At 34.0% G+C, this 12,366-nt stretch carries 17 protein-coding genes; all 17 read right to left on the bottom strand.

What is annotated here, in order from left to right; translation table 11 throughout:
- Positions 1–18: 18 nt before the first annotated feature.
- Positions 19–636, bottom strand: coding sequence for a succinate dehydrogenase (locus KBI38_01800; GenBank protein ID MBP8628793.1), 618 nt, complete (start codon positions 634–636; stop codon positions 19–21).
- A 33-nt stretch (positions 637–669) separates the two neighbouring features.
- A complete protein-coding gene (locus tag KBI38_01805) occupies positions 670–1,227 on the bottom strand; it encodes a Fe-S-containing hydro-lyase (GenBank protein ID MBP8628794.1) in 558 nt (185 codons plus the stop codon).
- An 18-nt stretch (positions 1,228–1,245) separates the two neighbouring features.
- Positions 1,246–2,088 carry a fumarate hydratase gene (locus KBI38_01810; GenBank protein ID MBP8628795.1) on the bottom strand — a complete coding sequence of 281 codons (843 nt, stop codon included), beginning with the start codon at positions 2,086–2,088 and terminating at the stop codon, positions 1,246–1,248.
- A 210-nt stretch (positions 2,089–2,298) separates the two neighbouring features.
- Complete coding sequence (locus tag KBI38_01815; GenBank protein ID MBP8628796.1) at positions 2,299–2,769, bottom strand: metallophosphoesterase; 471 nt, start codon at positions 2,767–2,769, stop codon at positions 2,299–2,301.
- A complete protein-coding gene (locus KBI38_01820) occupies positions 2,766–3,359 on the bottom strand; it encodes an XTP/dITP diphosphatase (protein MBP8628797.1) in 594 nt (197 codons plus the stop codon). Before KBI38_01820 ends, KBI38_01815 begins: the two co-directional genes overlap by 4 nt.
- Complete coding sequence (gene rph / locus KBI38_01825) at positions 3,356–4,099, bottom strand: ribonuclease PH (GenBank protein ID MBP8628798.1); 744 nt, start codon at positions 4,097–4,099, stop codon at positions 3,356–3,358. Before rph ends, KBI38_01820 begins: the two co-directional genes overlap by 4 nt.
- 156 nt (positions 4,100–4,255) lie before the next feature.
- Positions 4,256–5,032, bottom strand: coding sequence for a 2-hydroxyglutaryl-CoA dehydratase (locus KBI38_01830; protein MBP8628799.1), 777 nt, complete (start codon positions 5,030–5,032; stop codon positions 4,256–4,258).
- Between the two features lie 11 nt (positions 5,033–5,043).
- Positions 5,044–6,024 (bottom strand): 2-hydroxyacyl-CoA dehydratase, encoded by a 981-nt coding sequence (locus tag KBI38_01835; GenBank protein MBP8628800.1) that lies wholly within the window; start codon positions 6,022–6,024, stop codon positions 5,044–5,046.
- Positions 6,025–6,107: 83 nt separating this feature from the next.
- Positions 6,108–6,767: a coenzyme F420-0:L-glutamate ligase gene (locus tag KBI38_01840; protein MBP8628801.1), complete on the bottom strand. Its 660-nt coding sequence runs from the start codon at positions 6,765–6,767 to the stop codon at positions 6,108–6,110.
- Between the two features lies 1 nt (position 6,768).
- A complete protein-coding gene (locus KBI38_01845) occupies positions 6,769–7,314 on the bottom strand; it encodes a hypothetical protein (GenBank protein MBP8628802.1) in 546 nt (181 codons plus the stop codon).
- A 19-nt stretch (positions 7,315–7,333) separates the two neighbouring features.
- On the bottom strand, positions 7,334–8,131 hold the full coding sequence (locus tag KBI38_01850) for a glutamate racemase (protein MBP8628803.1): 798 nt from the start codon (positions 8,129–8,131) through the stop codon (positions 7,334–7,336).
- A gap of 31 nt (positions 8,132–8,162) precedes the next feature.
- Positions 8,163–8,555 (bottom strand): acyl-CoA thioesterase, encoded by a 393-nt coding sequence (locus tag KBI38_01855; GenBank protein ID MBP8628804.1) that lies wholly within the window; start codon positions 8,553–8,555, stop codon positions 8,163–8,165.
- A gap of 132 nt (positions 8,556–8,687) precedes the next feature.
- Complete coding sequence (locus KBI38_01860) at positions 8,688–9,596, bottom strand: chemotaxis protein CheV (protein MBP8628805.1); 909 nt, start codon at positions 9,594–9,596, stop codon at positions 8,688–8,690.
- 176 nt (positions 9,597–9,772) lie between these two features.
- The gene (locus KBI38_01865) at positions 9,773–10,633 is read right to left on the bottom strand and encodes a S1 RNA-binding domain-containing protein (protein MBP8628806.1); all 861 of its coding nucleotides are present in this window, start codon (positions 10,631–10,633) and stop codon (positions 9,773–9,775) included.
- Entirely contained in the window at positions 10,626–10,967 is a 342-nt protein-coding gene (gene rsfS, locus KBI38_01870) for a ribosome silencing factor (GenBank protein MBP8628807.1), read from the bottom strand. Before rsfS ends, KBI38_01865 begins: the two co-directional genes overlap by 8 nt.
- A 14-nt stretch (positions 10,968–10,981) precedes the next feature.
- Positions 10,982–11,932, bottom strand: a complete 951-nt coding sequence (locus KBI38_01875; GenBank protein ID MBP8628808.1) for an LCP family protein — start codon at positions 11,930–11,932, stop codon at positions 10,982–10,984.
- A gap of 18 nt (positions 11,933–11,950) precedes the next feature.
- The coding region (gene yqeK, locus KBI38_01880; protein MBP8628809.1) for a bis(5'-nucleosyl)-tetraphosphatase (symmetrical) YqeK at positions 11,951–12,366 on the bottom strand (416 nt) is incomplete at its 5' end.

Below are 12,366 nucleotides of genomic sequence, written 5' to 3' on the forward strand. Positions count from 1 at the left end.
GATTACCATATGTATTATTTATGCTATAAAGCGAGTTAATGCAACTAAACCAACGATTGACATTAGTGCACATAAACCTAATGCACATTTGTTAACGAATGATTGAATACGAGGGCCTTTTGCAATACCCCAAGTAATAGTAAAAGTAAATAAGCCATTTGTAAAATGATAAATTGCTGCAACCAACCCGATTGCATAAAGAACAAATACGATTGGATTGCTTAAATAACTATTCATAAGTGCATAATTAATTGCTACGCCGGAACCTTTCATCATTACACGTAAATAACCAACGTGCCAAATTAAATAGAAGAAAGTGTACCATGCAGTCATTCTTTGTAAATAGAATTGCCAGTTACGAGCATAACCATAATTAGTTGGATTATTTTTAGCTTGTAATGCAATATAAACTCCATAAATACCATGTAGTAACAGTGGAATAGCAATAAAGAAAATTTCCATAAATAATAATATTTCGTGTGGAATTGCTGCTAATTTAGCAACAGTACTATCAAACACGCCTGGTCCACCTAGCACTGTAGAAATTGAGAAAACGTGTTCAATTAGGAAGAAACCAATCGGTACAATCCCTAATAATGAATGAAATCGTCTAATGTAAAAATCAGTATTATTCATTTTTTAGCCTCCTGTTTTTAGGTAACCTCTATTTTATAGTTTACGATAAGGTTTTTGACCTTCTTCATAGTAATTATTGCCTTCACTATCAATAACAACTATTGCAGGGAAATCAACAACTTCAAGAGCTGCAACTGCCTCAGGTCCGAGTTCCGGATACGCTAATACTTCATATTTCTTAATACTTTTGGAAATTAAAGCAGCAGCACCGCCAACAGCAGCAAGGTAAGTTACGCCATGTTTTTTCATCGCTTCAACAACTTCTTTGCTACGTGAACCTTTACCAATCATCGCTTTAATACCTTGTGCCAGCATCGTTGGAGTATAAGCATCCATACGACCAGCTGTTGTTGGACCTGCTGAACCAATAGGGTTACCAGGCTTAGCCGGAGTTGGCCCTAAATAATAAACGATCTGATTTTGCCAGTCTACTGGTAATTTTTCACCACGAGCCAACGCTTCAGTCATAGTTTTGTGGGCAGCATCACGAGCACTAATAATAGTACCAGTAATAAGAACACTATCACCCGCTTTTAACTTACGAGATTGCTCTTCAGTTAGTGGAGTAGTAATGCGTATTTTTTCACTCATTTAAATTTACACCTCCTCTTATAATTCTACTTCCGCATGCCTAGTTGCATGACAGCTAATGTTTACCGATACAGGTAAACCTGCAATATGAGTAGGATACCACTCAATATTAACTGCTAATCCGGTTGTAGTACCACCTAATTGTGGCCCAATACCAGTTTTGTTAATTAAATCCAATAGTTCTTCTTCTAATTTTGCATATTCAGGATGGTCATTACGCTTATTAATAGAACGTAATAATGCTTTTTTAGATAAAACAGCCGCTTTATCCATTGTTCCACCAATACCAACACCAACCACAATTGGCGGACATGGGTTTTCCCCGGCATGAATAACAGTATCAAGAACTACCTTTTTCACACCTTCAATACCATCAGCTGGCACTAACATTTTTAATGCACTTTTATTTTCACTACCAAAACCTTTTGGTGCTAATTTAATTTTCAATTTGTCACCTGGCACAATATCAGTATAAATAACTGCCGGAGTATTATTGGTAGTATTTTTACGATCAAATAATGGCTCTGCTACTACTGATTTACGAAGATAACCTTCAATATAACCTTTGGCAACACCAGCATTAACCGCATCAATTAAATTGCCACCAGCAAATTGAACATCCTGCCCAATTTCCATAAAAACAACCGTCATACCTGTATCTTGGCAGATCGGTCTATCTTCACTACGTGCTATGTCAGCATTTCTAATTATTTGGTCTAATACGTCTCTCCCAAGAGGAGACTCCTCTGTTTCCTTACCTTTTACCAAGGCATCATAAACGTCTTGAGGCAAATAATAACAGGCTTCTTTGCACATATTAGCAACTGCTTCTGTTATTTGCTCAACTTGAATTGTACGCAATGCAAACCCTCCTAAAAAAATTATGTGAAATTTTTATTAAACTTACAGTCACAATCATAGCATATTTAGCTAGGCGTTTCAACCACTTTTCACCATAAGAAAGACCTTGAAAACCCTTGAAATCATCTACTAATTTGCCACTGTAGTTGTAATATAATAGTTGTATTTATCCAAACACAACCATTATATTTTACTCCTATTTTTTAATAATTACAATTGAATTATTTCAAATTTTACTATTTCCTTATTAATTTCTAATAAGCCACAGCTCGGCTTTCCTTGACGAGGACTCCCAACGCTTCCAGGATTAAATAAAACAACATTATCAATCATAACATTTTCAGCAATATGAGTATGACCGTAAATAACAATATCTACTTCATATTGTTTAGCCCACCACAATAACTCCAACTTTGAATTTTTGATTTTATATTGATGCCCATGAGTAATCCATATTTTCTTGCCAGCTATTTCGATAAATTCATCAACTTTATAATATGAGTGGTAATCACAATTTCCTTGTACCGCAATTACCTCTTTTACAGCACCTGTCCTTAATAACAACGAATCCTTATCATGATCACCACAATGAATCCATAAGTCCACTGCTCCCATTTTTTCTACTGCGATTTTAACAGCCTTCTCCTGCCCATGGCTATCACTCATTATGCCAATTTTCATTTTAAATACTCTGTTAATTTATCAGTCATTTTGTCTATCGCTATCCCTCTATGACTAATTTTATTTTTTTCCAACGGGGTTAATTCCGCCATTGTTTTTTTATATTGAGGCAAGAAAAATAAAGGATCATAGCCAAAGCCACCGTCTCCTCGACCCTCAGCCAAAATAACCCCTTCACAAATTCCTTCGGTCGTAATACTAGTTTCATTATCAACAAACGCTAAGACACAACGAAAACAACAGGTAGTATCGGTTATTTTTAATGTTTCAAGCCTTTTTAATAGATGTTGATTATTATCAGCATCAGTGGCATTTTCTCCGGCATATCGTGCCGAAAATATCCCCGGTTCACCATTAAGGTTGTAAACTTCCAATCCCGAATCATCTGCTAAACAGGCTTTATTTAAATAGTCAGCATAAAATTTAGCCTTTATCATCGCATTTTCGGTAAAGCTTCTGCCATCTTCAATAGCATCCGGTACATTATCAAATTCGTCCAGACCATAAACTTTTATCGGCAGGTTTTTTAATGCTAGCTTTATCTCAGCAATCTTACCTTTATTTTTAGTAGCAATAACTATTTCTTTCATGGCTCAGAACCAACTTTCCAAGCTAAGTCACCCAACACCCCTTTTTGATAATCTATTAATTCATTAATTCCTTTTTCAGCTTTTTCAAGCATCATATTAAGTTCAGTTCTTGTATATGGTCTTTCTTCACCTGTTCCTTGAATTTCAATAAATTCACCACTGCCCGTCATAACAACATTCATATCAACCGTTGCTTTTGAATCTTCTTCATAACATAAATCTAAAACTGCATTGTTGTCACTTAAAATACCAACACTGATAGCTGCAATAAAATCTTTAATGGGAAAAGGTTTATCTTTATTGTAAACACCAGCAATGGCTTCAACTAACGCCACAAAAGCACCGGTAATCGAAGCAGTTCTAGTACCGCCATCAGCTTGAATGACATCACAATCAATTAAAATTGTTCTTTCACCCAAAGCTTTTAAATCAATAACGCTCCGCAAAGCTCGTCCAATTAGTCGTTGAATTTCATGTGTCCGCCCTGAAACTTTTCCTCGCGCTGATTCTCTAGCATTGCGAGTTTGCGTCGAACGTGGTAACAGGGAATACTCGGCAGTAATCCAGCCTTGTCCACTACCCTTTAAAAATGGCGGAACTCTTTCTTCAATAGTGGCTGCACAGATAACTTTGGTATTACCAACCTCAATTAACACCGATCCTTCTGCATATTTTAAATAGTTTCTGGTTATCTTAACAAACCTCATTTGATCAAATTTTCTATTATCAAATCTATTCATAAATTCTCCTTGTATAAGAAACACATCGTTAAACTCTCTGTGTTCTCTTTTTATTTATAATGGTGATAAAAATTACAAATTAGCACATCTGCCTTTTATTACAGAAAAAGGCAGATGAAAATCATAATACTTTCTATAATTTCCATCTGCATAATATCATTTGTTTTTTTCCACCTGTTCAATGCCATAAGCAATGCAACCAATAGCCCCATTTAATTGGGGATATTCCGGAACAATCACTTCGACATTTAACTCAGTCTCAATAAAATGTTTTATAGCATAGCCGATTGCAACTCCACCGGTAAAAATAATTTTATCACTTTTTAAACCAATAAGCATCGGTTTTATTCTTTTAAAAATAGTATAATTAACCCCTGCTGACAGTTCTTCAACGCTATAACCTTCAACGATTCTGCCGATTAATTCAGATTCACCAAAAATAGCACAAGTTGAACTCAATTCTACGGGATTTTCACTATAATTACTCATTTCATCTAATGATATATTTAGCACGTTGGCCATATTTTCTAAATAACGTCCCGTACTGGCAGCACACTTATCATTAGTATCAAAGTCAACCATTTTACCTTGTTCGACTTTAATAACCTTACTATCTTGTCCACCTAAATCCAGTAATGTAAAATCCTTTAAGCCCGTTTGATAAATCGCACCTAAAACATGAGCTTTTAGTTCTGGAATCACTATCGCTCCAACAATATCAAGGGTGTTGCGTCCGTAACCGGTAGCAACAAGCGTATCTGCTTTATCAATATTAAGTGCTGAAAAATCAACTACTAACCCTTCCGGTGTTTTTTGACCATATTCGCGATAGAAATTTACTGTTTCAAAAACTTTATTGAAAATTATTTTTTTCTCATCGCTCATAACTGTTAGTTTAACACTGCGGCTACCTAAATCAATTCCACAAAACACAATTAATCACCTCATTTTAGCATTTCGACAAAACTATCGATTCTTAGTTTTGTTCTGGCATCAATTTTCCCCGGTTTATCCCCTTCAATCGTCAACAGAGGAACATTCAGCTTTTCGCGAAAAATCATATCTTCGATTTGTCGATAACAAAAGCTTTGAACATAGTGGATAACGCCATCAATATTGCGTTTGTCTATTTCTTCCTGAATATCCTCTAGCCTGCCAAAAACACCATAAGGATAGGTGTAGAGTTGATACTGCGTAACAATATCAGCTACTTCATTTGGCATTGCAAATTGCCGTTGAACTTCATTAAACACCACTCTAGCACCAATACTTTCAAGATAATTATAAATGTCAGGGCAAATTGGCGGAACACCAATAAAGGCTAATCTAAGCTCTTCTCCTTTTTCTGGTGCAGTTTGAGCTTTTAGTAAAAACTGATCAACCTTCTTTTCAAATAAATCAACATTACCATCAAAATCACTACAGCTAACTTGAAAAATATGATTATCAATACCACTTACATTATTTTTTTGCCACGTTAAAGCATCAATTTCTGCTACTTTCTTTCTCAACTTAACTAAGCGTTTTCTTTGTTGCTCAACACTGTCCCAATCCGTCCCTAAAATTTTGATTAATTTATCCATTTGCAGTCTCAGTAAATCATAATCTCTGTCAAAAGGATAAGCAAACGGTATCGTTTCTACCCCTGCTAATTGTAATGTTTCCATTAGTGCATGAGTATTACTACAATCACCTTGAGTCACAGCAATAATCTTGTTTATATTATTTTCCGGTGACAAAACTACGGAATATAACCCTTTAATCCAGCCACAAATATTTCTGGGGTAACCAGCTGTTTCTGCAGCTTCTACTAATTTATTAGGTTCATTATCCATTATAAAAATATTGTTTAGATCAACAGGCGTATAGCCTGCTGCTAAAATTATCTCAACAGGGACAGTTGTTGTAATTCCTATTTTCAACATCAACACCTCCTAATCCTCTATTTTTTAAGAAAAAGAGGATAGTTTTAACTATCCTCTTTTGAAAAATCAAGTAATGTCCAGTATTACTTATTCTTAGCTTGATATTGAGCATAATTTTTAATTATCACAATCGGAGTTTTTTGTGACGCATTACCAAACGGATTATCAATTAGTAAGCCAGCAATCTCCCTACCATCTAATCCAGCTGTTATTCCAACGATTCTCGATCTTTTTAGGTCATTAACATCAGCTACTACTGCTCCGTAGCAAGATAATCTATTTTTAATTTCATTGGCAACTTTTTCAGGGTCTTTCGGCCCATAAACAATATATTTATCAAACGGTGGCATCGTCCCTGTAACATCATCAACTAGTGCTGCTTGTTCGCCCGCCAATTGATAAAAGACACCACTTTTCCCTACTAACTTCCCTAGCATTCCTAAAATCATCGCAAAGAGCACTCTAAAATGTCCTTCAACATTCATTAAAGCCTGCATTCCATAGGGACTAGCTAAGCTTCCTTCGGCCGGAACAAAACGACATAAAACTTTTGCCAAAAAGGATAGTTTAAGATCCTCTGGTCTAGTTATTCGCCCTTGAGTTATTGCTACTACACTTTCAGCAACACTAATAACATCATTTGGTCCAACTTGACCTTGCGTATATTTTTCAATTATCTCAACAATATTATCTTTATCTGTTAAAATTCTCGTTGGCACCGGCAATATTTCAATACTAGACATTTTAGACCTCCTTCAACTCATCAGCAATTTTCATTGCTAGTTTTATTTCTTCTGCCTTTAATTCTAGTCTACTCTTATTAATAAACCATTCTTTGCGGGCTACAATCTGATAGAAAATATCGATTGGCAAATCAACCATCTCTACTAAAACATTTTTGATTTCTTCTTTAGAAGTTTTTAAAACAACCCTTAAATTTAAAACATCACCAGTTCCGGCTTGTACTAAAACCGCTTCAAAATAATCATCTGTTCTTGGTGCGCTCAACAATTCTATTTGCGTCTTAACCTCTACATTAGCAAATTGTTCTTGCGGTAAATAATGTCTAGAAAAACAATCCATAATAGTTCCACATTGTTTTCCTTTATTAATATAAGGAATTTTACAACTAAGAATTACTTCTTGTGGGTTAGCACTTACAACTTCAAAGGCTGTCCGATCTGCAACTTTGAATTCAATATTGGCATCACCTTTATTTTTAATGTATAAACTAATTAAAATTGTTATAACCGCTAACAAGCCAATGGTATAATATAAAATTTCCAACATCTTCACTCCTAAAATAAAATTATAATTCAACAGTTTTATATAAATCAGTATTATTATTAAGAATCATTTGTGATAATTTTTTTGATTTTTCAAGCTCTGCTGAAAAGTAAATTTCAGTAGTGCCAGCACTTTGTGTTGTCTTTAGTAAATTATGTACTCTTAGTAACTCTTTAGCATCAGCCGCCGTTGCTTCGGCCGGATTTATCAAAGTTATCTCTGAACCTAAAATTTCATTAATGACACTACTAATCAGCGGATAATGCGTACAACCTAAAATTAATGATTTTATTTCTTTTTCTTTTAATGGTTGTAAATATTTTTTCGCTACTTCTTTTATTTTTGTTCCAACAAAATCTCCCTTTTCAATCAATGGTACAAAATCATGGCAGGCAACAGCATAAACATCCGCCTCTTGATTAATTTGAGCAATTGCTTTTTCATGCATCTTGCTGGTTATTGCTCCTTGCGTTGCGATTACCCCTATTTTTTTATTAATGCTACTTTGCAAAGCTTGCTGAGCCCCTGTATTCATCGCTGTTATTAAAAACGGGTAATTTTTTTTTGCTTCTTCATACCCATACGCGGTCATCGTATTACAAGCAAATACTGCCATTTTAACTTTTTTTGTTAAGAAAAATTTTAAAATTTCATGCATGAACTCAACAATTTGAACTGGTGATCTTGGTCCATATGGCGCTCTTTTATTATCACCCACATAAATAATGTTTTCATTAGGCAATATTTTTTTCATTGCTTTTACTACTGTTAATCCGCCAATTCCTGAATCAAATAATCCAATTGGTGCATTTTTGTCCATTGCACCGCCCCCTATCACATTCACATCAATCTTATTGTTTTATTTTTTGATATATCTCCGGCGGTAATTTTGTTATTTTACCAGCCTTATTTGTAAAAACATTCTGGGTTTTTCCTAGTGCTAATAAAACATTATCAACAGCTCTAAAGACTTGATAAGAAAAAATCATTTTTACTGGTGTTATTGTCTCTAAAACAGTTTTAATAATAATAACATCATCAAACTTCGCTGAATGCTTATATTGACATTCTACTGCTGTAATCGGAAAGACAATCCCACTATTTAGTAAATCATTCAAAGAAATTTCATGTTGCTTTAAAAATTCAACCCGTCCCATTTCAAACCAACGAAAATAATTTGAATGATGTGCAACACCCATCGCATCAGTTTCAACAAACCGAACTTTTTCTGTTACTGTAATCAAGACTTCTTCACCTCTTACTTCCATCCTTAAATAATAACATTTTTGCATTTAAGTATCAATAATTTTAACCGCATAGCTTATATTCAGGGATTAGCACAAATAAAAACCTGCGTTTCCGCAGGTTTTAAAGTATTATTTTTTAAAGACCAATCTATCAATTAAATCTATCAGTTGCCCAATTTCAGGTTTAGAAATTTGTCCGTTCGCACCAATCGCCTCACCTTTTCTTCTCATTTCTTCGTTAATTAATGAAGAGAAGAAAATTACCGGTAATTTCCCTAGTTTATTATGTTCTCTGATTTGAGTTAATAAGTGATGTCCATCCATCTGTGGCATTTCAATATCTGAGATTAAAATATTGATGCTATCATCAAGAGGCGCCTCTTCTTGACCAATTTTTTGTAATGCCTCCCAGGCTAATTTACCATTGCTGAAATCACGAGTAGTAATATAACCTGCATCATGTAATGTTTGTACTAATAAGTCACGAAGCATTGGTGAATCCTCAGCCACAAAAACTTTAATATCATTACGTTGGTCTTTAATATCTTTAGTTACTTCCGGTAAAGTTGTTAATTTTTCGTTAATTTCCGGATTAATTTCCGCAATTATTTTTTCAAAATCAAGCAACAACACCATTTTATCAAGCATTTTAATAATACCAACAACCATTGGTGAATCACTAACATTTGGAGCTGGTTCCATTTCTGTCCAAGAAATTCGATGAATGCGTGAAACGCTATTTACCAAAAAACCGATATTATAATTATTTATTTCAGTAACAATTATATTTTTTAAATCATCTTCAGTTTCCTGATTTAAACAACGTGGCAAATTAACTAGTGGCATAACTCTTCCCCGTAAAGTAAATAATCCATCAACGTAAGGGTGCGCTTGTGGCATTTTGGTAATCGGAACTAAATTAATAACCTCACGAACTTTAGCAACATTAATTCCATAATTAACTTTACCAACATTAAATTCAACTATTTCAAATTCATTAGTACCAGTTTCTAATAATATCCCTTTTTTATCATCCATTTAAATTCCCCCCACACAGTAAAATATACTTTCAAAAGTGTATGCCTTACAGTAAGAAAATTACCATGTTCCTCTTAATTTTAGTTTAAACTTTATTTTAAATAAAAATAAGGTTTAGATTTTACTATTATTTCTATATCTACAATCTTAATTCCTGCTTTTGTAATATATAAAATTTATTTTATATATGTCCAACCATCAATTTGCTCAATTTTATTTGACCTAAGCAAAAAACCTAATGCTCTTTTAAATGCAGCCTTACTAATATTAAACTTGTCCTTAATTACTTCTGGTGCAGTAGTATCACCATACGGCATTTTACCACCACGATCTGTAAGATAATTTAGAATTTTTTCTGCATCAATTTCAATCGCACTTTCCTTTTGTGGTCTCATCGAAATATTTATTCTGCCATCTTCTCTAATAAAAGTAATTCTAGCATTAATCTCCTGACCAACAGTTGGCTTTTCAAGTATTTCACCGCGGTGCAAAAAGGCAATATAACGCTCACTAGTAAAAACAAAGGCTCCTTGGTCAGTAAAATTATAGACCGTACCGGTTACCATATCCCCAACTTTTACATCAACCGCCGGCTTAGAGGCTCTGCGCATTTCGTCTTCAACTTCCATAGTAACAGCCAATCTTCCCGACTTATCAGTATATAATTTAACCCATACTTTTTCACCAATTTTCAGTTTACCTCTCATCCCAGCAAAAGGCATGAAAATCCCACGTTCCGCACCAACATCTACGAAAGCACCATCTTTACTAACATTAATAACATTAACTCTAGCAATTTGTCCTTCTTTCATCTTTGGCGTTCTCATACTAGCAGTTAAACGACCTTTCGGATCAAGATATAAGAAAACGGAAACTTCTTCACCAATTGCTACCGGTTTAGTTTGTTGCGTTTTATGCAATAAAATATCATCTGAGGTATTACCTGTTATCGCATCAAGAAAAACGCCCATTTCATTTTCGCGAACGGCTTTTAAGGTTGCCACACTACTGGGTTTTAGCTTAATTATATTATTCATATTTAATTTGCGGAGCTTCACTCCATAATCTTTCTAAATTATAAAATTCTCTATCTTCATCCAAGAAAATATGAACTACGCAATCACAATAATCTAATAAAACCCATCTGCCTTCGCGGTAACCTTCTTTACTTTTAAAATTCAAGTTTTGTTTAGCTAATTCATCTTCGATATTATCAGCAATTGCTTTTACTTGAGTTGTTGAGTTTGCACTACAAACTATAAAATAATCGGTTATGATTGAAATATTACGCATATCCAGCATAACGATATCACGGGCCTTCTTGTCACTAGCAGCTTTTGCTATAAAATTACTCATTTCTGTTGTATTCATAAGTTCCTCCAAAATTATTCTATATTTTTATTAATAAACATTTTTTCCATTTGTCCATTAACTTTTTCTTTGTCTACCGCCCAGATTTCTTTGTTTTGAGCAACGATATTATTGCCCCCCAGCATTTCCATATTTAAATTCTCTGGGCTACTACTATTTATATATTTTGCCAATGTTGCTACATCATACATTGATAAGCTGGTTGTAATATGTTGATTAATCAGCTCTATTACTTTGGGTAGTTTAACAATAGTATCAATCTTAATAAATTCATCCAACATCACTTTAATAAGTTTTTGCTGTCGTTTGACCCTGCCAACTTCACCAAGTTCATCTTTACAAAACATTGCATAGTGTGCTGTTTCCAGACCATTTAAATGTTGATATCCTTGTTTAAGATTTATTGAAAGATTAACAGTAGGATCAATATATTGCATATCTTTTTCAACATATAAATTTATTCCACCCATTTCATTTACTAACTTTTCAAAAGAGTTCCAATCTAACGCAATATAATGGTGTATGGGAACTTCTAAGAAGTTTTCAATGCTACGCACTGCCAGTTGTGCTCCACCGTAATAATAGGCTTTACTAATATCAGTTTGATCTTTTTTACCGATAATGTTGATTTGCGCAGTCGCTGGTATTGATAAAATATTAATCTGTCCAGTTTGCTTGTTAATGCTAATTAGAAAAACCGCATCAGCTCTTTTCCCGGAGTTAGTTTGATCTAAATCACCATCATCCAGACCAAAAAATAAGATGTTAGCATACTGTTTAAATTTTTCATCTTGAAACTTACTGTGCAATTTTTGTTCTGCAACTAATTCACTGTATTTGAGCTGAATTCCTTGAACTATTACTGCAATATTTTTCCCTAGCCAAACAACACCTATTAATAAAGCAATTAAAAAAACAATCAATAAAAGAACTCTACTCCAACGAATTTTTCGTCGTTTTTTCAACCTTATTACCTCTTTCGTCTAATCACTAAGTTTTAAAATCAATTCATTTCTTGCCATAATTGTATCTGGATGCACAATATTTTTTCTCTTAATAAGATATTGAATCGATTTGTCAATTGTTAATAATAGCGCTTCATCTAAATCAACCATCGCAACAGCTCTAAGTTCTAAAACGCCAGCATAACTTCGGCCATCTTCAATCGCATCGGCTAAATAAATTATTTTATCAAGCTTTGTCATCTTTTCTCCGGCCGTTGTATGAAGCCTTATTGCTCGTAAAATTTCTTGATCTGTTACAAAGTATTCCATCTCTGCAATCATAGCACCAACATAAGAATGTAATAAGATTGGATGGCCTTTTTCTAAAGCACTTATCTTAATATTATACTCTTGTGCACAATTAAGCAAAGATGTAACACTAAATTCGCTAGCAC

Source organism: Negativicutes bacterium (assembly GCA_018052945.1).
Taxonomy (GTDB): Bacteria; Bacillota; Negativicutes; order JAGPMH01; family JAGPMH01; genus JAGPMH01.

What these genes read in the sequence shown, in the direction of transcription:
- KBI38_01800 (MBP8628793.1), bottom strand. Translation starts at nt 636, where the DNA reads ATGAATAATACTGATTTTTACATTAGACGATTTCATTCATTATTAGGG.
- KBI38_01805 (MBP8628794.1), bottom strand. Translation starts at nt 1,227, where the DNA reads ATGAGTGAAAAAATACGCATTACTACTCCACTAACTGAAGAGCAATCT.
- KBI38_01815 (MBP8628796.1), bottom strand. Translation starts at nt 2,769, where the DNA reads ATGAAAATTGGCATAATGAGTGATAGCCATGGGCAGGAGAAGGCTGTT.
- KBI38_01820 (MBP8628797.1), bottom strand. Translation starts at nt 3,359, where the DNA reads ATGAAAGAAATAGTTATTGCTACTAAAAATAAAGGTAAGATTGCTGAG.
- rph (MBP8628798.1), bottom strand. Translation starts at nt 4,099, where the DNA reads ATGAATAGATTTGATAATAGAAAATTTGATCAAATGAGGTTTGTTAAG.
- KBI38_01835 (MBP8628800.1), bottom strand. Translation starts at nt 6,024, where the DNA reads ATGTTGAAAATAGGAATTACAACAACTGTCCCTGTTGAGATAATTTTA.
- KBI38_01840 (MBP8628801.1), bottom strand. Translation starts at nt 6,767, where the DNA reads ATGTCTAGTATTGAAATATTGCCGGTGCCAACGAGAATTTTAACAGAT.
- KBI38_01845 (MBP8628802.1), bottom strand. Translation starts at nt 7,314, where the DNA reads ATGTTGGAAATTTTATATTATACCATTGGCTTGTTAGCGGTTATAACA.
- KBI38_01850 (MBP8628803.1), bottom strand. Translation starts at nt 8,131, where the DNA reads ATGGACAAAAATGCACCAATTGGATTATTTGATTCAGGAATTGGCGGA.
- KBI38_01860 (MBP8628805.1), bottom strand. Translation starts at nt 9,596, where the DNA reads ATGGATGATAAAAAAGGGATATTATTAGAAACTGGTACTAATGAATTT.
- KBI38_01865 (MBP8628806.1), bottom strand. Translation starts at nt 10,633, where the DNA reads ATGAATAATATAATTAAGCTAAAACCCAGTAGTGTGGCAACCTTAAAA.
- rsfS (MBP8628807.1), bottom strand. Translation starts at nt 10,967, where the DNA reads ATGAATACAACAGAAATGAGTAATTTTATAGCAAAAGCTGCTAGTGAC.